The organism is Streptomyces sp. 2114.4 (assembly GCF_900187385.1).
In the GTDB taxonomy this organism is placed as follows: domain Bacteria; phylum Actinomycetota; class Actinomycetes; order Streptomycetales; family Streptomycetaceae; genus Streptomyces; species Streptomyces mooreae.
On sequence record NZ_FYEY01000001.1, the window covers coordinates 6,309,731 to 6,330,181 of the forward strand.

Consider the following 20,451-nt stretch of genomic DNA (forward strand, 5'->3'; position numbering starts at 1 on the left):
CGGCTCGCGGCGAGGTCTCGAACGGCGGCCGGAGGGAGTGGCCCGGAGTGCGACAGCACCAGGGGGACCTCGCAGGGGCGGCGTTACCTGAGGTTGATCACCAGGCCGAAGTCGTTGCCCCGCTGCCAGCCCGTGCTGATCTTGGGGCTGCCGTGGGTGTGGTCGGCCCAGCCGTAGAAGTGCTGCCAGGTCACATCGTCGCCGTACCAGTGGTTGTAGTCCGTTTCCGCGTACGCCTGGACGGCTTTGCCGTCGCGCTTGGTATCCCAGAGGTAGAAGGCGCCGGAGACGTACGACCTGCCGTTGACCTTCTTGGTGCACTCCATGTACTTGGCGGCGCCGCCGGTGATGTGGATCTCCTTCCAGCCGGAGCACTTGTTGGCTGCGGCCTTCATGCTCCCGGCGGACGGCGCCGACGGAGCGGCCTGGGCGGCGGTCGCGGCCGGTGCGGCAGCGAGGCCGCCCGCCAGGACCAGTCCGGCGGCTGCGAGAGCGAGGCGCTTGCGTGACATCACGGTCGATCCCTTCCGTCGGCCGGCGGACGGTCCCCCCGTTGGGACCCCCTGGCCCGCCGGCACCACACCACCGTGCCCGGCCGCCCCGGCCCGCCCCCATGGTCTTGGGGCAAGTGACGTCCTCCTGGGATCCCACCCGTGTGACCTGCTAAGACGTCGTCAAGGGTGGGACGGGAAGGGGGTGGCGCAGCAAGCTGAGAGGTTCCGGTGGGGGGAAGAACGCTGGGCCTGACGTTGCCGGCTAACGGTGGGGGCGGGGTTCGGCCTGGCGTCGGGTGGCGTGGAGGGAGCCGAGGAGGTGGAGGGCCTGGGCGCTGGGGCTGCCTGGTTCGGCGTGGTAGATGACGAGTTGCTGGCCCGGGGCGTCGCGCACGTCGAAGGCCTGGTAGGTGAGAGTGAGGGGGCCGACGCCCGGGTGGAGGAGGTGCTTGGCGTTCTGGGTCTTGCCGCGCACGGTGTGGGAGTTCCAGAGACGGGTGAAGTCCGCGCTGTGCTCGGTGAGGGTAGCGACGAGTTCGCGCAGCCGTGGATTGTCCGGCTCGAACCCGGCCGCCTGGCGCAGGTTGGCGACGGTGGCCTGGGCCGCCCGGTTCCAGTCCGTGTAGAAGTGCCGGCTCGCGGGGTCGAGGAAGGTCATACGGGCCAGGTTGTCCGCGGGGCAGAACGGGGCGTAGAGGGCATCGGTCAGGGCGTTGGCGGCGAGAAGGTCCATGGCCCGGCTCATGACGAATGCCGGCGTGTTCGGATAGCCGTCCATCAACTGGCGCAGCGCCGGACTGACCCGCTCGGCGGCGTGGTCGGACGGCTGGTCGCCAGGGGTGACCCCGGCCAGCCGGTGCAGGTGTGCTCGGGCGTCCGCGTCGAGGTGCAGCGCGCGGCTGAGGGCGTCGAGTACCTGGGGTGAGGGGTTGCGCTCGCGCCCTTGTTCCAGGCGGGTGTAGTAGTCGGCGTTCACGCCGGCCAGGACGGCGACCTCCTCACGGCGCAGTCCGGCGACCCGGCGAGTCCCGTAACTCGCCATGCCGACGTCCTCCGGCTGCAGACCGGCGCGGCGTGCGCGCAGGAAGTCTCCCAGGTGGTTGTCGTCCATGTGCTCAGGCTAGGCGGCGGCCTCGGTGTGCTGCCCGGGTGTGTTGCACCCAGGCAGCACATGTCCTGGTGGGCGGCCGCTGACCTGCCCAGACTCGATGAAGCAGAAGGAAGTCGGAGCAACCGAGGAGAGGAGTCCGCCATGGCCGGGACTGCCGATGACGACACCGTCGACGTGGTCGGAATGTGGGTGACCGCTGATGGCCACATCCGTCAGGAGCTGCTGCCTGACGGTCGCTACGACGAGGCGCGCGGCGAGCGGCCCAGCGCGTACACCGGCCGGTACACGGTGACCGGCAGCCACCTGGACTACGTCGACGACACCGGTTTCAGCGCGACGGGCGACATCCGGGACGGGGTGCTCCACCACGAGCATCTGGTGCTGTACCGGGAGGAGAAGGCGCCATGACGGGGGCTGTCCAGGTCGCCCTCCCGGGTCCCGGCCGATGAGGACGTCCCCCGCTCGACCGCACAGCGATTCAGGTGCCCCGCAGTGGCGCTTGACCCCACCTCCCTCCCCGAGGAACGCACTATGACACCTGCCGCCCCGTCCACCGAAACCGCCGAGTTCGCCGGAAAGATCGCCCTCGTCACAGGGGCCGCGCGGGGCGTGGGCAAGGAGACCGTGGCGCTCCTCAGCGCGCGCGGCGCCCGTGTCGTCGCCGTTGACCTACGCCCCGAAGTCAAGGCGCTGCCGGGCGAATTTCCCGGCGTGCTGGCGGTGAGCGGCGACATCACACGGGAAGAGACCGCTGTCCAAGCGGTGAAGTCCGTCGTCGACACCTTCGGCGGACTGGACATCCTCGTCAACAACGCCGGACGCACCCTGAACAAGCCCGTTACCCAAACGACCGTCGAGGACTGGGACGCCGTGATGGCAGTCAACGCCCGGGGCTCCTTCCTCGTCGCCCGCGAGGCCTTTCGGGCGATGAAGGCCCGCGGTGGCGGATCCATCGTCAGCACCGGCTCCTACGCGGGCACCGTGGCGTTGCCCGAAGGCGCCGCCTACAGCGCGTCAAAGGGCGCTCTGGCCCAGCTGACCAAGGTGCTCGCCGTCGAGGGCGGGCCGCTGGGCATCCGCGCCAACATCGTTGCCGCGGGCGTCATCGAGACCGATTTCCTCGATACGTTCCGCTCCGACAGCCGTGCCTACCTGGCATCCTTCGCCGACGCGCAGCCCCTGGGCCGAGTGGCACAGCCCGAAGAGATCGCCGAGGCCCTGTGTTTCCTGGCCTCACCACGCGCCAGCTTCATCACAGGAGCCGTGATCGCCGCCGACGGCGGCTTCACAGCCGCCTAGGGGGAGACAGGAACGACAGGGGAGACAGTTCCTCAGCCAGGACATGTATCGAAAGCCCGCCTGCCTCACCACGCCTGGTGTGCTCGCTCGCTGCTGCGTTGTCGGGTCACTCCGTACACGCCCGGTACGAGGACGCCCCTCCGCCTTGCGCCCTAGTTCCACCGCCGGATGTGACCGAGCGCTTCACGTCATAACCTCGCCGCATGACCTCAGTTGACTCTCGCCCCAGCGGCCCCCGCAGCCCGGAGCAGCGCAAGCGCGAGGCGCTGGAACGGCTCGCGCGGGACAACGATGTATGGGTCGCCACGGCCGACAGCACCGGTGAGCCGTGCCTCGTTCCGCTTGCTTTCTGGTGGGATGGCGAGGCGGTGTGGCTGTCCACCCGCGACACCAACCCGACCGGGCGAAATCTGTGCGCCTCGGGGCGGGTTCGGCTCTCCTTCGGCCACACCCGCGACGTGGTCCTCATCCACGGCGCCGCGCGCATGCTGACCCGCGAGGAGCTTCCGGCCGAGGTGGGCGATGCCTTCGCCGCCAAGGACGGCTGGGACCCTCGCCAGGACCACCCGTCGTACGTCTTCTTCCAGGTCACCCCGGAGGTGCTGCAGGCGTGGGGAACGGTTCCCGAGATGGCCGGACGTACCCTGATGCGCGACGGGAAGTGGCTGGTCTAGGTGTGTTGTCCCGAACTGGTCACCGCTAGCCGTTGATGGCAGCGACCAGCACGGTCGCTGCCGACGGCTCACCCCCGCCCCTCCGCCTGCATTGTCCCCACGCCAGCCGTCTCCCGTCGTCAGCTCGGAGCGACCTGATCGGGTGCGCGGACGGCTGTCGGCCGCCACGCGCTGCAGGTTTGGTCCAGCCGGCGTGGCTTCCCCTCAGAACGGCGGGATCTGCTCCGGTACGAGTCCCGCCTGGCGGAGGAGGCCGTGCAGGTCGGTCTCGCCCCAGAATTCGACGATGCGGCCGTCGCGGAGCCGGTAGGTCTTGACGCCGGTCATGGTGAGGTCCCGGCCGGTGCGGTCGTGGGTGTAGGTCAGTGTGAAGGCGACGGTGACACGGTCGTCGGCCGCGAAGAGGTCATCCACTTGGACGCGGCAGTGGGACAGGCCCGGGGTCAGCACGGACTGCTCGGGGTAGTGCCGCCCCTGGACGTGCCGGCCGGCGCCGTGGACGAGTACGTCCTCCGCCACGAGTTCCGCGAGATCGGCAACCCGCCGCGTCTCGAAGACGCGGAGGTAGCGGCGGACGACATCGGCGTTGCGCTTGCTGGTGGCCACGGCGGAGTCAGTCACGGCGGAGTCAGTCATGGAGGGGACCGTATCCATCGGCCGGCCGACGTCGCCAGACCCCGCCGGTGCCGGCCGCGTGGCGGGCGATGAGTTCGCGCCGGGCCGGGAGTCAATACGGGTGCACGCTGATTCCGCACCCGAAAGGCAGCATCATGAGCAAGCTGATCGTCACCGCCTTCGTCACTCTGGACGGCGTCATGCAGGCCCCCGGCGGTAAGGGCGAGGACGTCGACCAAGGGTTCGAGCACGGTGGCTGGCAGGTTCCGTACGTCGACGACGACTTCATGGGACTGATGACGGAGATCTTCGAGCGGACCGCCGATCATCTCCTGCTCGGCCGGAAGACCTACGACATCTTCGCCTCTCACTGGCCCCGCGTCACCGACGAGAACAACCCGATCGCCGTGAAGCTCAACGCCATGCCCAAGTACGTCGCCTCGCGCACCCGGAACAGCCTGGAGTGGAACAACTCCCATCTGCTGAAGCGTGACGGCAACGGCGACGTCGCCGACTCCGTCGCACAGCTCAAGGCGCAGCTGGACGGCGTGATCATGACGCAGGGCAGCAGCGACCTCATCCACACCCTGCAGCGGCACGACCTCGTCGACGAGTACCGGCTGCTCGTCAACCCCGTGATCATCGGCACCGGCAAGCGGCTCTTCGCCGCGGGCGCCGCTCCCGCCGCCTGGACGCTCACGGAATCCCGCACCACCGGCGTGGGGGTGCAGTACTGCGCCTACGAAAAGGCGGGGAAGCCCGCATACGGATCCTTCATGCTGGACGAGCGGGACTGAGGGCGCTCCGCACCTCGTCGCGGCCGGTTTCGCGACCCGCGGGCCTCGCCCTCAGCTTCGTACGCGGCCGGCCAACAGGGTGCCCGCGGTGGCCAGGACCAGTCCGCCGAGGGTCAGCGGGCCGAGATGCTGGCCGAGCAGCAGGGCGGCGAAGCCGGCCGTGACCATGGGCACCAGGTAGAAGAGGCTGCTCACCTGGCTGGTGCCGTGGCGTTGCAGGAGCCCGTAGAGCAGGCCGACGCCGACGATCGAGTTGATGAGTGCGGCCCACAGCAGCACCGGCCAGTAGCCGGCGGTGAAGGTGACGTCGAATCCTTCGGCGAACAGGGCGGGCAGCAGCGCGGCGACGGCGGCGGCCAGCAGCTGTACGGCGTTGCCGGAGACCGGTTCCATGCCGCGGCAGAACCGCTTCTGGTAGACGGTGCCGGCCGAGATGCCGAGGAGCGCCAGGACGACGAAGCCGAGGCCGGCGAGGTAGTCGGCGTCGAAGTGGAGCCCTTCGCCGACCGCGAGCGCGACTCCGCCGAGCCCCAGCACGAGGCCCAGACACTGGCCACGGGTGACACGTTCGTGCAGGACGGGGACGGCGATCAGCGAGGCCGTCAGCGGGTAGAGCGCGATGATCAGTGCGGCGAGCCCGGACGGGACGCCGAGGTCCATGCCGACGTAGATGCTGGAGAACTGGACGGCCTGCACCAGGACACCGGCGACGGCGAGATGCGCCAGCATCCGGCCGCGGGGTAATGCGCGCCGACTGAGCAGGGCGATGACCAGCAGAATCGCTCCGGCGAGGGCGAAACGCAGGGCCGCGAAGGTGTAGGGGGCACAGTGGCGCAGGCCGAGTTTGCCGGAGATGAAGCCGGAGCTCCAGACCAGTACGAGGGCGACGCGGGCCAACAGGTCGGCGCGGCCGGGGCCGGTTGGTGCGGCGGTGGCCGTGCTCATGGCCGCACTCGTGGCCGTGCTGGTGGTCGCGCTCGTGGCCGGGGGCGGGGTGGAGGGCGGGGCGACTTGGGTGGGGTTCAGCTGCATGGCATGTCCTGATCTCTTGGTGCCGCTCGATCTCTAGCTGTCGCTCGCGGGTTCACCGGAGCAGCGGCTTGTACGTTAAAACGCACAGTAATGCAGAATACGGTTCACCGTGGGGCAGGGGTGAGATCCATGCGGGGATGGAGTTGCAGGCGCAGGCAGGCGCAGGCAGGCGCAGGTCGGCGCAGGTCGGCATGGGGCAGGAACCGCCAGGAAGGTCTGCAAGGCACAGCGTCCGGAACGGCGCACGGAAAAGCCGGGGCACCTCAGGTGCCCCGGCTCGCCACGGGCCCGTCCCGTCTCCGGGGACGAGCCGTCAGTAGAGGCTGGAGAAGAGCAGCGCGACCATCCGCGCGGGTTTGTCGGTGTCGTTGCGGAAGGAGTGCGGATAACCCGCTGACCAGCGCGCGCAGTCCCCGGCCCGCAGGGTGTGGTCGACGCCGTTGTACCGGGTCACCAAGGTGCCTTCGGTCACGATGATCAGGTCTGTGCCCTCGTGCTGAAGGTCCTCGCCCAGCCCGCTGTGCGGGGCGAAGTCCCCCTGGACCACCTGGTACCCCAACTCCGGTGCGCGCAGGACCCGATAGGTGATGCCGGGCGCGCGCTCGATCACCGGCTGTTCGCCGAACGGGAACAGGGAGGGCGCCGCCTGGCCGGGTGAGAAGCCGAGGAACGACCCCACGTTGTGCCCGAACACCTTCGCCAGCCGGCCCAGCCGCTCCAGCGCGATATCGGTCTCGCCCCGCTCCAGCGAAGCCAGGAACGAGACCGAAAGGCCGCATTCCGCCGCAACCTGACGCAGTGACATGCCCCGCTGGGTCCGCAGCCGGCGCAGTACCTCCCCCGGAGCCGGAAAGCCCAGTTCGGGGTCCGTGCGGTGGGCTGCCGGATGCGTCGGGGAGTCCGGGGCGGTCATGGCCGCATCCTAGTCGAGTGCGTCAGGTGTCCTGATTTGCTCTCCTTCTCGGCGCCGGCGGCAGGTCTGCTCCTCGGTACCGGCGGCACGCGTTCCGCCGCGGTCCGTACCTCGGGGCGCTACGCGGGCAGCAGCAGGGTGCCGGCTCGTTTGACGGTGCGGATGACCGGTGCGGTCTCGATGCTGCGGATCGCGTCCAGGGAGGCGATCCGTTCCGTGAGGTAGCGGGAAAGGTCTTGCGCGTCACGGCAGTTGACGGCGGCGAGCAGGTTGGTCGGACCGGTGGTCATCGCGACCAGGGAGGCCTCCGGATGACCGGCCATCGCGGCTGCCACGGCGGTGAGTTTCGAGGGCTGGACGGACATCCAGAGCCGGGCCTCGGCACGGAAGCCCAGCGCGGCTGAGGGGATGTCGACGAGGAAGATCAGGACTCCGGCCCGGCGCAGGGCGGCGATGCGGCGCCGGACGGTGGCGTCCGACCAGCCGGTGGCGGTGGCGAGTTCGGCGTAGCCGGCCCGGCCGTCCCGGCCCAGGGCCTCGAGGAGGGTGCGGTCCCCTTCCCGCAGTTCTACCGAGGCCTCCGCGTCCGCCTCCATGTCCCTGTCGACGACGGGAGGCGGGGTGAGGAGGGCGGCCTGCTCCGGGGTGAGCCACGCGGGTCCCGCCCAGTTGTTGGGCAGGGCGTAGTGGCTGAGCAGGAGATGCGCCGAGACCGAGGTGACGCGGGCGGTGCGGGGTAGCTGGTGCAGGAGCAGCGCGTCGCTCTCGTCGCTGGAGCGGGTCTGTGTGCTGAAGGAGATCTCCGTACCGCCGGACAGCAGATGGACGAAGGAGATGTCGCTGCGTTTGGCCAGTGCCGTGGCCATGGCTCCGGCCGCGTCGGGGGTGCAGCGCAGCCGGATCGTCCAGGCGCTGTAACCGAGCCGGGCGCCGTTCAGGGTGCCGACCACCCGCAGGATGCCGGCGGTCCGCAGGCGCCGGTAGCGGCGGGCCACGGTGTTCTCGGAGACGCCAAGGGCCTCGCCGATGGCGCGGAAAGCGGCTCGGCCGTCGATCTGCAGGGCGTGCACCAGCCCTCGGTCGACCTCGTCGAGGATGACGGTATCTGTCTTCATGGGACCTACCGTGCCAGTATCCGGCACGGGATGGGGCATGGCTGGTGGAATCCTTGCCCGTTGTCGGAGCGTGTGAGCGATTCCCCGCCCCCCTTGAGAGGAAAGCCTCCCGTGAGAGGAAAGCTCATGCGCCCCTGGTGGCCGCTCGTGGCGATCTGCCTCGGCACCTTCCTGTTCCTGCTCGACACCACCGTCCTGAACGTCGCCCTGCCCGCCATCGGCACCGACCTGCAGGCACCCCTGTCCGGGTTGCAGTGGGTGGTGAACATCTACACCCTCGCCCTGGCCGTGCTGATGCTCCCCTTCGGCTCCCTCGCCGACCGGTTCGGCGCCCGCAACGTCTACGTCGCGGGTCTCACCGTCTTCGCCCTGGCCTCCCTGGGCTGCGCACTCGCGCCCGGCACCGGGCTGCTGATCGCCTCCCGTGCGGTGCAGGGCATCGGTGGTGCGGCCATGTCCGTATCGGCCTTCGCGCTCATCGGCGTCGTCTACCGCGGACCCGACCGAGGCATGGCGATGGGCGTCTTCGGCGCGGTCACCGGCCTGGGCGCCGCGGTCGGCCCGATGCTGGGCGGTGTCCTGACCGAATACCTCAGCTGGCGGGCCGCGTTCCTCCTCAACCTCCCCCTGGTCGCCGGCACCGTCGTCCTCACCCTGCGCGTCCTCGGCAACGACCGCCGACCGCGGGCCCACCGGGTCGATCTGCCCGGCACCGTCGCCTTCGCCGTGTGCGCCGGTGCCCTCGTCCACGGCCTCACCCGGGCCGGCGAGGACGGCTGGACTCCCGCCGGGTACGCCTCGATCGCCCTCGCTGCCGTCGCGCTGGCCGTCTTCGTCGTCCTCGAACGCCGCTGTGCGCACCCGATGCTGGACGTACGGCTCTTCGGCCGGGCCTCCTTCGCGGCGGTGATGCTGTGCGTCCTGGCGTCCTCGGCCGCCTTCGCGGCGCTCCTGTTCACTTCGGTGTGGCTGCAGTCGGACCTCGGCCTCGGCCCGGTACGCGCGGGGCTGGCCCTGATGCCGCTGGCCCTCACCTCCTTCGCCACCTCGCTGGTCGCGGGGCGGACCCTGCGCGGTACGTCGCCCCGCCTCGTCGTCGGCACCGGGCTGCTGCTCAGCGGTGTCGGCTGCGCCCTGCAGAGCGGTCTCGACGCCACGTCCACCGCGAGTTCCGTGGCGCTCGGCCTCGCCGTCACCGGAATCGGTATCGGCGTCATGGGCCCGGCCCTGTCGGGGGCGGTCTTCGCCGCCGTACCCGCCGACCGCGGCGGCATGGCGGCCGGTGCGATGACGACCTTCCGCCAGCTCGGCCCGACCCTGGCCGTCGCGGTCTTCGGTGTCCTCTTCCGGACGGGGTCCGGCACCGCACCGGCCGAGGGCCTGGACCGGGTCTACGTCGCCGCCGCGGCCGTCGGTCTGATCGGTGCGGTCCTCGCCTATGCCTTCGTACGCGCACCCGCATGCGTGGCGGCGGCTCCCGTGCGGCGAGACGTCAGCACGACACGGTGACCCACTGGCTGTCGACGCGGAATCGCAACGTCCCTTTCTCGTAGGTGAGTTGCGTACGTGTCTACCGGATCCCTGTCGGACCCCTTCTTCTTGGTCGTCGTGCACGGCATGGTCGTCGTGCACGGCGTAGCGGAGGGCCGGTGAGTGGACCGGGTGTCATTCGCCGGCCGGATCCCAGTCAGCGATCTCGCGGAGGGCGGTCAGGTGGCGAGTGAAGGCATTGCGGCCCTCGCCGGTGAGGGAAAGCCAGGTACGGGAGCGCTTGCCGACGAATGCCTTGCGGACCTTCACGTAACCAGCCTGCTCGAGCAGAGCGATCTGCTTGGACAGAGCCGGGGCCGTGATCTCGATGGCCTCGCGGAGGGTCTTGAAGTCAGCCTCGTCGACCGAGGCCAGCGCGGCAGCGATGGAGAATCGCACCGGGGAGTGGATGACGCTGTCGAGCGACTTCCGCGGATGTGTCACGGCATACTCTCTGTGGTCCTGACGGCCTTGCGCTCCAGCATGCCGACCAGGAAGAACGGCACCGCACACAGGATCGCCCCCGGCACCCACCACAGCGGTTCGCCGGAGAAGAGGACCGTGCCGAGCGTGACGGTGAGGGCGTAAACGCCGCCCCCAGTCGCGGTGATGACCGCGTACAGCGCCCGATGGTGGCGCGGCACCACGGGACGCGTCGCGGTGTATATCACCAGTGCAAACAACGGAAGCAGCAAGACGACCGGAACGGCGTACCGAACGGAGGGCTGAATCAGCAGCCCGTACAGGGCTGTCAGCGCCATCATCACGAGGCCCAGCAGGAACACCAGGGGAGCGTGCCACCGGGCTCCCCGACGGATTCGCGAAGCCAGTGCGTCCGCAGAAGCGAGGGCCTCCCGCGCTTCCTTCTTGTCCATCCTGGTGCCTCCTCTTTCCTGGTATGAGGGGCTGGGGGCTCTTGCTGTGCGTGCTGCCGCGCCATTCGTCTTGTCACTCTGGCATCCGGTTGCCATGTTGGCAAGTGGATGCCAGGCCGAGAACTCAAGGGCGTGGCGGTCTGGTTGGCTGAGGCGAGGACGCCGAGCAGGCTCTCTTCGGCGATGTATCCGCCGAAGGTGGCGGGCCCGGCTGAAGGCCGCCCAGTTCGGAGGGTCGCGCGGCGGGCCGGCTCCCGACGGACCTCCGTTCCTCCTCGCCCTGAAGAAGGTGTGGCTCCGCCTGCCCGTTGGCCGTCCCCGGCGCGAGGCGTCCTCTGTCGTGGCCGGTGACGAGGTACAGGCGGGTGTTAACTCCCCGCCGGCGGCGGCCCCGTGCTGCCGCGGGGGACGAGTTCGGTCGGCAGGACGATGTGGCGTTCGTGTGCGCTGTCGGCGTCGTCGATCACTGCCCGGGTGAGGTTCAAGGCGCAGGCCGACGAAGGAGGGCGGGCATGAACCGCCGTGCACCGGCGTCCGGCATCCGCCGGTACGTCAACGCCGTCAACCTCGGCGGTCTGGCGATCGTCGTGCTGTCGGCACTGCCGCTGTACTGGATGATCGTGTCGTCCTTCAAGGGACCGGGCGAGGTCAGCGCCGACCCGCCGGCCCTGGTCCCGAAGGCGGCGACGCTCGGCAACTACGCCGAGGCCTTCGTCCGCAACGGCATCGGCCGCTATCTGCTCAACAGCGTGCTGGTGGCGTCGGTTTCCACGGTCGCCGTGCTGGGGCTGTCCTTCTTCGCGGGCTACGCCCTGGCCCGCACCCCGCTGCGCGGCCGCGGCGCCCTCATGACCGCACTGCTGATGCTGTCCGTCTTCCCGCCGATCGCGCTGGTCGTTCCGCTCTTCCTGCTGGAGCGGCAGTTGGGGCTGCTCAACAGCTATGCGGGCCTGATCGTGCCCTATGTCGCGCTGAACCTGCCGTTCGCCATCTGGATCATGCGCAACTACCTGGTCGGTGTCCCCCGTGAGCTGGAGGAGGCGGCCACCGTCGACGGCGCTGGACCGCTGCGTACCGTCCTGACCGTCATCGCCCCCCTCGCCCGGCCGGGGCTCTTCACCGCGGGCATCTTCACCTTCACCGCGACCTGGTCGGAGTTCCTGCTCGCGCTGACCTTCAACAGCGAGGACGGCCACCGCACAGTTCCGGTCGGCATCGCCCTGTTCACCAGCCAGTACACCGTCCCCTACGGGACACTCTTCGCGGGGGCCGTGGCTGCCACCGTCCCCATCGGCGTCCTTGTCATGATCTTCCGTCGCTCGATCGTCTCGGGCATGACCTCCGGGGCGGTGAAGGGATGAGACCGGCGGCCCCCGGGGGGCGTCTTCCCTTCCCGCCCCCACCGCACCCGGCGCCGCACCGCGCCCCGTTCCTTCCCCAGCTGACGCTGGGAGGTTCCCTCATACGACCGCTCTCGTACCGAAAGGCCTCCCCGTGACCGCACAGCACCCCGGCTCCGACCGCAACACCACCGACTGGTGGCGGCAGGCCGTCGTCTACCAGGTGTACCCGCGCAGCTTCGCCGACGCCGACGGCGACGGCATCGGAGACCTCCCCGGTGTGACCTCCCGGCTGCCCTACCTCGCCGGCCTCGGGGTGGACGCCGTCTGGCTGAGCCCCTTCTACCCCTCACAACTGGCCGACGGCGGCTATGACGTCGACGACTACCGCGATGTCGACCCGCGCCTGGGCACCCTCGACGACTTCGACGCCATGGTGGCCGAGGCACACCGCCTGGGCCTCAAGGTGATGGTCGACATCGTGCCCAACCACTCCTCCGACCAGCACCTCTGGTTCCAGGAGGCGTTGCGCGCCGAGCCCGGGTCCGCCGCCCGCGAGCGGTACGTCTTCCGCGAGGGCAAGGGCGAGCGGGGCGAACTGCCGCCCACCGACTGGGTCTCCTGCTTCGGCGGCCCCGCCTGGACCCGGCTGCCGGACGGCTGGTGGTACCTGCACCTCTTCGCCCCGGAGCAGCCCGACTTCAACTGGGACAACCCCGAGGTCCGCGCGGACTTCCGGCACACCCTGCGCTTCTGGTCCGACCGCGGCGTCGACGGCTTCCGGGTCGATGTGGCCCACGGCCTGGCCAAGGACCTGGCCGCGCCGCTCCGCGACATCGGCACGGTCGAGGGCTACACGCCCGCAGACCTGCCCGAGGACGGCAGCCACCCCTTCTGGGACCGCGACGAGGTGCACGACATCTTCCGCGACTGGCGCAAGGTCTTCAACGAGTACGACCCGCCGCGGGTCGCCGTCGCCGAGGCCTGGGTACGCAGCTCCCGCCGTACCGCGTACGCCACCCCGCAGGAACTCGGCCAGGCCTTCAACTTCGACTTCCTCAAGGCCGCGCTGCACGCCGGGGAGCTGCGCGCCGCCATCGACACCGCACTCGCCGACGCGCGGGCGGCCGGGGCGACCGCGACCTGGGTGCTGTCCAACCACGATGTGATCCGGCACGCCTCCCGGTACGGCCTGCCGGACGGCCGCGACGAGGAGGCCTGGCTGCTCTCCGACGGCCAGGAACCCGTCCTGGACCGGGAGTTCGGGCTGCGCCGGGCGCTGGCCGCGACCCTGCTGATGCTGGCGCTGCCGGGCTCCGGCTACGTCTACCAGGGCGAGGAGCTGGGGCTGCCCGAGGTCGCCGGCCTCTCCCGGGACAGCCTCCAGGACCCGGTGTGGACCCGCAGCGGAGGCCGGCTCAAGGGCCGGGACGGCTGCCGGGTGCCCCTGCCCTGGCGGCGCGAGGGCAGCTCGTACGGCTTCGGCAGCGGGGGCACCTGGCTGCCGCAGCCGGCCGGCTGGGGCGAGCTGTCCGTCGAGGCACAGCAGGGTGTGGCGTCATCCCCGCTGGAGCTGTACCGCAGGGCGCTCGCCACCCGCCGCCGGCTGCTGGCCGACGAGGCGCTGGAGTGGGCCGATGACGCGCCGACGGCCCACCCGGACGTCCTGCACTTCCGCCGCTCCGGCGGCTGGGAGTGCGTGGCCAACCTGTCCGACGAGCCCCGGCCGTTGCCGGCCGGTGAGCTGCTGCTGGCCTCCGCGCCGGTCACCGGCGACGAACTGCCGCCGTGGACCACGGTCTGGCTGCGCACCGCGCAGGCCTGACCCGCCGCGCCGTGGGGACCCGTCAGGCGGTCAACGCCGTCAGGTCCCCGCGGGCGCCGTCCAAGGCCGCCCCGTCGTAGCGCCGCAGCAGCAGCCGGGCCAGCTCGGGTGCCGGGCCGAGGACGGGGGCGAGGACATCGGCCCCGGCCTCGCGGGCCCCGGCGGCAATGCGGTCCGGGAGGAAACCCGGGGCGATGACGTACGGGGCCACGGCCACCCGGCCGACGCCCTCGGCCCGCAGTTCCCGCACCGCGTCGGCCGTACGGGGAAGAGATGCGGAGGCGAACGCAGGTCGCACGGCACACCAGCCGGCGGTGTGCCGCCACTCCCGCGCGATTTCAGCGATCACTGCGCTCGCCTCCGGGTCGGAGGAGCCCGCCGAGGCCAGCACGACCCCGGTCGAGCCACGGTCGCCGGGCCGCACCCCGGCCTGTGCCAGCCGGCGCTCCAGCGCGGCGGTCAGCAGCGGCGAGGGGCCCAGCACCTCGGCCTGGCGGACGGTCAGCAGGGGCAGCCGTGCCGTCGCCGCCCGCAGGACCGCCGGGATGTCGGACTTGGCGTGGAAGGCGCGGGTCAGCAGCAGCGGCAGCGCCACCACCTCCCGTACGACCCCGTCCGGCCCGTCACGACGCCCGGACGGCGCCGGCGCGCGCCGCCCCTCGGCCGCTGCCTCCGCCGACAGCCGCTCCAGCACCCGCGGCACCCGGGGCGCGTTGAAGTCGAGGTAGCCGACCTCGACGCGCAGCCCCGGCCGCAGCGCCCGCACCCGCGCACAGAGCGCGGAGACGGCCGCGGCGTGCCGCGGATCGCGGCTGCCGTGGGCGACGACGAGGAGCGTGGGGCGAGGGGGGCACAGGTCCATGGTTCAGCTCTTCACGAGGAGGCCGCGGCTGCGCAGCACCCGGCGTTCGATCGGGGCGAAGATCAGCAGCTCGATGCCGATGCCGACGATGAGGATGAGGAGGATCGCGGCGAGCACCCAGGACATGTCCTGGAACTCGCGGCCCTGCTCCAGCAGCTGGCCCAGACCGGTGCCCAGATCGGGTGCGTTGACGATGAGCTCGGCGGCCATCAGGGAGCGCCAGGAGAACGCCCAGCCCTGCTTGAGTCCGGCGATATAGCCCGGCAGCGCGGCCGGGAGCAGCACATGGCGGATGCCCGCCAGGCCGGTGGCGCCGATGGTGCGGCCGGCCCGCAGGTAGAGCGGGGAGATCTGGTCGACGCCCGCCACCAGGCCGTTGGCGATGGACGGGACGGCACCGAGCAGCACCACCGCGTAGATCGTGGCGTCGCTCAGCCCGAACCAGATGATCGCGGCCGGGACCCAGGCCACCGACGGCAGCGACTGCAGACCGCTCAGGATCGGCCCGATCGCGGCCCGTACGGCCTTGACCCGGGCGACGACCAGCCCGAGCACCGTACCGAGAGCCACCGAGGCGACGAAGCCAAGGGCGCCGCGGGAGACGCTGGTCCACACAAAGCTCAGCAGGGTGCCCTCGAGCCACTTCTGCTGCAGCGAGTGCGCGACGTCGACGGGGCTCGGCAGCAGGTAGTGCGGCTTCAGCTCGAAGTGGTACGCGAGCTGCCACACCACGAGCACGATGACGATCGCGACGAGGGGAGGGAACGCCTTCGAGGCGGCGGTGCGCAGCCACGGCTGCCGGTCGACGACCCGGGACTCCAGGGCGTCCAGCCCGGCCTCCAGGCCGGCGATATCACCGGCCGCGGCGGCGGCGCTGCCGGGCGCGGTGGTCTCGTCCTTCCGGGCGGCGGCGGAGGGGTCCTTGGTCTCAGTGCTGGCCATGGCGGCGGATCTCCCCACGGAGCTGTTCGGTGATCTCGATGGAAAGGTCGGCGACCGCGGCGTCCTCGATGCGGCGCGGCTGCGGGATGTCCACCCGCCACTCGCGGGCGATCTTGCCGGGGCGGGAGGACAGCAGCACCACCCGCTCGGCGAGCCGCACGGCCTCGCGGACGTTGTGGGTGACGAACAGGACCGACAAGCTGGTCTCACGCCAGATGCGGGTCAGCTCGTCGTGCAGCACATCGCGGGTGATCGCGTCGAGCGCGGCGAACGGCTCGTCCATCAGCAGCAGTTGGCTGTCCTGGGCCAGGGCGCGGGCCATCGCGACGCGCTGGCGCATACCGCCCGACAGCTCGTGTACCCGCTTGCCGTGGGCCCCTTTGAGCCGGACGAGTTCCAGCAGCCGCTCGGCCTCCTCCCGGCGCTCCGCGCGCGGCACCCCGCGCAGCCGCAGCGCCAGTTCGATGTTGCGGCCGGCGGTCAGCCACGGGAACAGCGCATGCTCCTGGAACATCAGGGCCGGCCTGCCGCCGGGCGTCTCGATGGCGCCGGCGGACGGCGCGTCCAGACCGGCCACGAGGTTGAGGAGGGTGGACTTGCCGCAGCCCGAGGCCCCCAGGAGGCAGACGAATTCACCGGGCGCCACATCGATGCTGATGTCGTCCAGGACATGCTGCTGTGCGCCGGTGCGGCCGAACGACTTCGAGACATGGTCGATGCGGGCCGCGTACGGCACGGTGGTGCCCGTGTCCGCCGTGGCGGGTTGCTGCTGGGGGAGCGTGGTGGTCGTCATCGGTGTCACCTCCTGGGGGAGTGCGGTACGGCGGGGGCGGGGCTACTTGCTGCCGAGTCCGGCGTCGGAGACCGGCTGCTTACCCTCGGACCTCAGCACCTTGTTGAGCAGGGTGAGGTCGTAGATGCCCCTGAGGTCGGGCTTCTTGAGCAGACCCGCCTTGACGGCGTGATCCGCCTCCTCGTGGAGGGTGGCGGCCAGCGGGTCATCGGTGACATCGACGTTCTTGAACGCGGGGTCGAGGACGTTCTGCGGCAGCGCCTTGCCGGCCACGTCCGGGGAGGCGAGCTTGTCGTTGAGGGCTTTCTTCGCCTCGGCCGGGTGCGACCGGATCCAGGCGTTGGTCCGCACCGAGGCCCGCAGCACCGCTTCGACGGCCTTGGGGTGTGCCTTGAGGAACTTCTGCGAGACGATCATGTTCGTGATGACGAACTTCCCGTCCTTCCACAGCTTCTTCTCGTCCAGCAGCGTCTTGCCGCCCTCGGCGACGAGCTTGGAGGCGGTGGGCTCGGGCACCCACGCGCCGTCGATACCGCCCTGCTGGAAGACGGTCGGCGTCACCTTGTTGTCGGTGCGCTGGACGGTGACATCGCCCTTGCCGGTGGTGGGGTCGACCTTGAGGCCCTTGCCCGACAGGTAGTTCAGCAGCGCTACGTCCTGGGTGTTGCCCAGCTGCGGGGTCGCGATGGTCTTGCCCTTGAGGTCGTTCAGGCTCTTGATCTTCTTGGGGTTGACCACCAGCGAGACACCGCCGGAGGCTGAACCGCCAATGATCTTCAGGCTCTTGCCGTGCGACTTGACGTAGCCGTTGATCGCGGGGGAGGGGCCGATCCAGCCGATGTCGACGGCGCCCGAGTTCAGGGCTTCGATCTCGGCGGGGCCCGCGTTGAAGGGGGCGGCCTTCACTTCGGTGCCGCCCAGTTCCTTCTGGAAGGCACCGTTCTGGAGGCCGATCAGGGGCGTCGCATGGGTGGTGTTGCCGAAGAACCCGATCGTGAGGTGATCGAGCCCGTCGGTCTTGGCGCCCTTGGGCGCGACACCGGCCGCGGTGTCCTTCTTCGCCTCGGAGCCGTAGCCGCAGGCGCCCAGCGCCCCGGTCAGGAGCGGGACGGTGACAGCGGCCGCCAGCAGGCGGTGACGAACGGCAGACACGGGAGGGGTTCCTCTCGGAGGGCCGGGTCAGTACGCGCCTTCTACGGCGCGCCCGGCAGATCGATGGATCTTCGGAAGGGGGGTGTGGGGGATACGGAGCCGGGCATCGTCAGCGCACACATCGGCCGACTCCGCCCTGCCCGCTGCCCAGGGCGCCGCTGCCGATGCGGCCGCCCTCCTTCGCGAAGGTCGAGAACACGTCCTGGAGCATGCTCAGAAGTCCCATCCCTCGTCGTCGTCCGCGCCGTCGGCCACGGCGGCCTCGGCGGCCGCCTCGGCGAAGGCGTTGCCCGCCATCCCCGCGGTCAGGGTCGTACCGTCCGCCGGGTCGATCAGGAGGAAGGAGCCGGTGCGGCGGGAGTCGGCGTAGGCGTCCAGGGCCAGGGGCTCGGCGGTGCGGAGGGTGACGCGGCCGATGTCGTTGGCGGCCAGTTCGCCGGGGGCCGGGTGCTGCGAGAGGTCGTCCAGGGTGAGGCGGGAGGGGATGTCCTTGACCAGGGCCTTGACGGTGCGGGTGGTGTGCTTGAGCAGCACCCGCTGGCCGAGGGTCAGGGGACGGTCCGCCACGTGGCAGACGGTTGCCTCGATGTCCTGCGAGAGGTCCGGTGCGGTGGCCGTGGCGGCGATCAGATCACCGCGTGAGATGTCGATGTCGTCGGTGAGGCGGACGGTGACCGACTGCGGTGCCCAGGCGGCGTCCACGGCCTGGCCCAGGGCGTCGATCGCCTCGATGGTGGTGGTGCGGCCCGAGGGCAGGGCGGTGACCGCGTCGCCGACGCGCAGCACACCGGAGGCGATCTGGCCCGCGTAGCCGCGGTAGTCGGGGTGTTCGGCGGTCTGCGGACGGATGACGTACTGGACCGGGAAGCGCGCCGGGTCCTTTGACGGGTCGGCGACGACGGGCACGGTCTCCAGGTGCTCCAGCACGGTGGGGCCGCCGTACCAGTCCATGTGCGCCGAGGGGGACACCACGTTGTCGCCGGCCAGCGCCGAGATCGGGATCGCGGTGATCTCCGGGACGCCCAGTGAGGCCGCGTAGGCCGTGAACTCCTCGGCGATGGCGGCGAAGACGGGCTCGGCGTAGTCGACCAGGTCCATCTTGTTGACGGCCAGCACCACATGCGGGACGCGCAGCAGGGCGGCGACCGCGGCGTGCCGGCGGGTCTGCTCGACCACGCCGTTGCGGGCGTCGACCAGCACCACGGCCAGCTCGGCGGTGGAGGCGCCGGTGACCATGTTGCGGGTGTACTGCACATGCCCGGGGGTGTCCGCCAGGATGAAGCGGCGCCGCGGGGTGGCGAAGTAGCGGTAGGCGACGTCGATGGTGATGCCCTGCTCGCGCTCGGCGCGCAGCCCGTCGGTCAGCAGCGCCAGGTCGGGTGTCTCCTGGCCGCGGCCCAGGGAGGCACGCTCGACGGCCTCCAGCTGGTCGGCGAGCACCGACTTGGAGTCGTGCAGCAGCCGGCCCACCAGCGTGGACTTGCCGTCGTCGACGGAGCCCGCGGTGGCGAAGCGCAGCAGCGAGGTGGCACCCGCCTCGACGATGTCGGCCGCGCCCGCGCTCGTGCCCGTGCCTGTGTTCGTGCTCATGTTAGAAGTACCCCTCGCGCTTGCGGTCCTCCATGGCGGCCTCGGACATCTTGTCGTCGGCCCTGGTGGCGCCCCGCTCGGTGAGCCGGGACGCGGCGATCTCCGCGATCACCGCCTCGATGGTGTCGGCGTCTGAGTCGACGGCACCGGTGCAGGACATGTCGCCGACGGTGCGGTAGCGCACCTGCCGCCGCTCCAGGCTCTCGCCGTCCTTGGGGCCGCCCCACTCGCCGGGGGAGAGCCACATACCGCTGCGGGCGAAGACCTCGCGCTCGTGGGCGTAGTAGATGGCGGGCAGTTCGATCTTCTCGCGGGCGATGTACTGCCACACGTCCAGCTCGGTCCAGTTGGACAGCGGGAAGACGCGGACGTGCTCGCCGGGGGAGTGCTTGCCGTTGTAGAGCTGCCACAGCTCGGGGCGCTGGCGGCGCGGGTCCCAGCCGCCGAACTCGTCGCGCAGCGAGAAGACCCGCTCCTTGGCGCGCGCCTTCTCCTCGTCCCGGCGGCCGCCGCCGAAGACCGCGTCGAAGCGGCCCTTGTCGATGGCGTCCAGCAGCGGGACGGTCTGCAGCGGGTTGCGGGTGCCGTCGGGACGCTCGCGCAGCTCACCGCGGTCGATGAAGTCCTGCACGGAGGCGACGTGCAGCCGCAGACCGTGCCGCTCCACGGTGCGGTCGCGGTAGTCCAGGACCTCGGGGAAGTTGTGCCCGGTGTCGACGTGCAGCAGGGAGAACGGCACCGCGGCCGGCGCGAACGCCTTCAGCGCCAGGTGCAGCATGACGATGGAGTCCTTGCCGCCGGAGAACAGGATCACCGGCCGCTCGAACTCACCGGCCACCTCACGGAAGATGTGCACCGCCTCCGACTCCAGGGCGTCGAGGTGGGAGAGGGCGTACGGGTTCTCGGCGTCCTCGGCGTTCCCGGTCACGGCCGTGACGGTCGTCATGCCAGTCCCCTTTCGGTGAGCAGCGCATGCAGTGCCGCCGCGGACTCCTGCACGGTCTGGGTGTGCGACTCGATGCGCAGGTCGGGTGCGGCGGGCGCCTCGTACGGGTCGTCCACGCCGGTCAGGCCGGAGATCTCACCGGCCGCCTGCTTGGCGTAGAGCCCCTTCACATCCCGCTCGGAGCACACCTCGACGGGCGTGGCCACATGCACCTCCAGGTAGGGGGTGCCCTCGCTCCGGTGGCGCCCCCGTACGGCCTCCCGGCTGTCCGCGTACGGCGCGATCACCGGCACCAGCGCCTTGACGCCGTTGCTCGCCAGCAGCTCGGCCACGAAGCCGATCCGCTGGACGTTGGTGTGCCGGTCCTCGCGGGTGAAGCCGAGGCCCGCGGACAGGAACTCGCGGATCTCGTCGCCGTCCAGCACCTCGACGCGGTGGCCGTCACCGCGCAGCTTCCCGGCCAGTTCGTGCGCGAGGGTCGTCTTGCCCGCGCTCGGCAGACCGGTCAGCCAGATCGTGGCGCCCGTCATGGATATCTCCTGATGC

22 protein-coding genes are annotated in these 20,451 nt (G+C 70.8%); 7 read left to right on the forward strand and 15 right to left on the reverse strand.

Annotated elements, in window-relative coordinates:
• Nucleotides 1-83: 83 nt before the first annotated feature.
• Nucleotides 84-512, reverse strand: coding sequence for a hypothetical protein (locus tag CFW40_RS27745; RefSeq protein WP_088800577.1), 429 nt, complete (start codon nucleotides 510-512; stop codon nucleotides 84-86).
• 244 nt (nucleotides 513-756) lie between these two features.
• A complete protein-coding gene (locus tag CFW40_RS27750) occupies nucleotides 757-1,605 on the reverse strand; it encodes a helix-turn-helix transcriptional regulator (RefSeq protein WP_088800578.1) in 849 nt (282 codons plus the stop codon).
• A 141-nt stretch (nucleotides 1,606-1,746) separates the two neighbouring features.
• Here CFW40_RS27750 and CFW40_RS27755 point away from each other — a divergent pair, with 141 nt between their 5' ends.
• From CFW40_RS27755 to CFW40_RS27765, 3 genes are all read left to right on the forward strand, one after another.
• Entirely contained in the window at nucleotides 1,747-2,013 is a 267-nt protein-coding gene (locus tag CFW40_RS27755) for an Atu4866 domain-containing protein (RefSeq protein WP_088800579.1), read from the forward strand.
• 123 nt (nucleotides 2,014-2,136) lie between these two features.
• Nucleotides 2,137-2,904: an SDR family NAD(P)-dependent oxidoreductase gene (locus tag CFW40_RS27760; RefSeq protein ID WP_088800580.1), complete on the forward strand. Its 768-nt coding sequence runs from the start codon at nucleotides 2,137-2,139 to the stop codon at nucleotides 2,902-2,904.
• Between the two features lie 203 nt (nucleotides 2,905-3,107).
• Nucleotides 3,108-3,578, forward strand: coding sequence for a pyridoxamine 5'-phosphate oxidase family protein (locus CFW40_RS27765; protein WP_088800581.1), 471 nt, complete (start codon nucleotides 3,108-3,110; stop codon nucleotides 3,576-3,578).
• A gap of 204 nt (nucleotides 3,579-3,782) precedes the next feature.
• On the opposite strand, the gene CFW40_RS27770 is transcribed toward CFW40_RS27765, so the two are convergent.
• Nucleotides 3,783-4,214, reverse strand: coding sequence for an ester cyclase (locus CFW40_RS27770; RefSeq protein WP_088800582.1), 432 nt, complete (start codon nucleotides 4,212-4,214; stop codon nucleotides 3,783-3,785).
• A gap of 134 nt (nucleotides 4,215-4,348) precedes the next feature.
• On the opposite strand from CFW40_RS27770, the gene CFW40_RS27775 reads away from it, so the two are divergent.
• Nucleotides 4,349-4,990, forward strand: coding sequence for a dihydrofolate reductase family protein (locus CFW40_RS27775; RefSeq protein ID WP_088800583.1), 642 nt, complete (start codon nucleotides 4,349-4,351; stop codon nucleotides 4,988-4,990).
• A gap of 51 nt (nucleotides 4,991-5,041) precedes the next feature.
• Here CFW40_RS27775 and CFW40_RS27780 read toward each other — a convergent pair whose 3' ends face one another.
• The 3 genes from CFW40_RS27780 to CFW40_RS27790 form a co-directional block, all read right to left on the reverse strand.
• Nucleotides 5,042-6,022, reverse strand: coding sequence for a DMT family transporter (locus tag CFW40_RS27780; protein WP_256331265.1), 981 nt, complete (start codon nucleotides 6,020-6,022; stop codon nucleotides 5,042-5,044).
• A 313-nt stretch (nucleotides 6,023-6,335) separates the two neighbouring features.
• Nucleotides 6,336-6,935: a cupin domain-containing protein gene (locus tag CFW40_RS27785; protein WP_088800585.1), complete on the reverse strand. Its 600-nt coding sequence runs from the start codon at nucleotides 6,933-6,935 to the stop codon at nucleotides 6,336-6,338.
• Nucleotides 6,936-7,054: 119 nt separating this feature from the next.
• On the reverse strand, nucleotides 7,055-8,050 hold the full coding sequence (locus CFW40_RS27790; protein ID WP_088800586.1) for an Lrp/AsnC family transcriptional regulator: 996 nt from the start codon (nucleotides 8,048-8,050) through the stop codon (nucleotides 7,055-7,057).
• A gap of 111 nt (nucleotides 8,051-8,161) precedes the next feature.
• Here CFW40_RS27790 and CFW40_RS27795 point away from each other — a divergent pair, with 111 nt between their 5' ends.
• The gene (locus CFW40_RS27795; RefSeq protein ID WP_256331264.1) at nucleotides 8,162-9,559 is read left to right on the forward strand and encodes an MFS transporter; all 1,398 of its coding nucleotides are present in this window, start codon (nucleotides 8,162-8,164) and stop codon (nucleotides 9,557-9,559) included.
• A gap of 156 nt (nucleotides 9,560-9,715) precedes the next feature.
• Here the strand turns inward: CFW40_RS27795 and CFW40_RS27800 are convergent, their stop codons facing one another.
• Complete coding sequence (locus CFW40_RS27800) at nucleotides 9,716-10,024, reverse strand: transcriptional regulator (protein ID WP_088800588.1); 309 nt, start codon at nucleotides 10,022-10,024, stop codon at nucleotides 9,716-9,718.
• The gene (locus CFW40_RS27805; RefSeq protein ID WP_143046326.1) at nucleotides 10,021-10,365 is read right to left on the reverse strand and encodes a hypothetical protein; all 345 of its coding nucleotides are present in this window, start codon (nucleotides 10,363-10,365) and stop codon (nucleotides 10,021-10,023) included. The genes CFW40_RS27800 and CFW40_RS27805 overlap by 4 nt, the downstream gene beginning before the upstream one ends.
• Nucleotides 10,366-10,967: 602 nt before the next feature.
• Here CFW40_RS27805 and CFW40_RS27810 point away from each other — a divergent pair.
• Nucleotides 10,968-11,816, forward strand: coding sequence for a carbohydrate ABC transporter permease (locus tag CFW40_RS27810; RefSeq protein ID WP_088800590.1), 849 nt, complete (start codon nucleotides 10,968-10,970; stop codon nucleotides 11,814-11,816).
• Nucleotides 11,817-11,949: 133 nt separating this feature from the next.
• Nucleotides 11,950-13,620, forward strand: a complete 1,671-nt coding sequence (locus CFW40_RS27815) for an alpha-amylase family glycosyl hydrolase (protein ID WP_088800591.1) — start codon at nucleotides 11,950-11,952, stop codon at nucleotides 13,618-13,620.
• A gap of 22 nt (nucleotides 13,621-13,642) precedes the next feature.
• On the opposite strand, the gene CFW40_RS27820 is transcribed toward CFW40_RS27815, so the two are convergent.
• The 7 genes from CFW40_RS27820 to cysC all read right to left on the reverse strand — a co-directional run bounded on the left by CFW40_RS27820 (nucleotide 13,643) and on the right by cysC (nucleotide 20,435).
• The gene (locus tag CFW40_RS27820; protein WP_088800592.1) at nucleotides 13,643-14,482 is read right to left on the reverse strand and encodes a sirohydrochlorin chelatase; all 840 of its coding nucleotides are present in this window, start codon (nucleotides 14,480-14,482) and stop codon (nucleotides 13,643-13,645) included.
• A 3-nt stretch (nucleotides 14,483-14,485) separates the two neighbouring features.
• On the reverse strand, nucleotides 14,486-15,424 hold the full coding sequence (locus CFW40_RS27825; RefSeq protein ID WP_088800593.1) for an ABC transporter permease: 939 nt from the start codon (nucleotides 15,422-15,424) through the stop codon (nucleotides 14,486-14,488).
• The gene (locus tag CFW40_RS27830; protein ID WP_176956368.1) at nucleotides 15,411-16,217 is read right to left on the reverse strand and encodes an ABC transporter ATP-binding protein; all 807 of its coding nucleotides are present in this window, start codon (nucleotides 16,215-16,217) and stop codon (nucleotides 15,411-15,413) included. The genes CFW40_RS27825 and CFW40_RS27830 overlap by 14 nt, the downstream gene beginning before the upstream one ends.
• Before the next feature lie 42 nt (nucleotides 16,218-16,259).
• Complete coding sequence (locus tag CFW40_RS27835; RefSeq protein ID WP_088800595.1) at nucleotides 16,260-17,369, reverse strand: aliphatic sulfonate ABC transporter substrate-binding protein; 1,110 nt, start codon at nucleotides 17,367-17,369, stop codon at nucleotides 16,260-16,262.
• A gap of 213 nt (nucleotides 17,370-17,582) precedes the next feature.
• A complete protein-coding gene (locus tag CFW40_RS27840) occupies nucleotides 17,583-18,959 on the reverse strand; it encodes a sulfate adenylyltransferase subunit 1 (RefSeq protein WP_088800596.1) in 1,377 nt (458 codons plus the stop codon).
• Between the two features lies 1 nt (nucleotide 18,960).
• The gene (gene cysD, locus CFW40_RS27845; RefSeq protein WP_088800597.1) at nucleotides 18,961-19,905 is read right to left on the reverse strand and encodes a sulfate adenylyltransferase subunit CysD; all 945 of its coding nucleotides are present in this window, start codon (nucleotides 19,903-19,905) and stop codon (nucleotides 18,961-18,963) included.
• The gene (cysC, locus tag CFW40_RS27850) at nucleotides 19,902-20,435 is read right to left on the reverse strand and encodes an adenylyl-sulfate kinase (protein ID WP_088800598.1); all 534 of its coding nucleotides are present in this window, start codon (nucleotides 20,433-20,435) and stop codon (nucleotides 19,902-19,904) included. Before cysC ends, cysD begins: the two co-directional genes overlap by 4 nt.
• Between the last annotated feature and the right edge of the window lie 16 nt (nucleotides 20,436-20,451).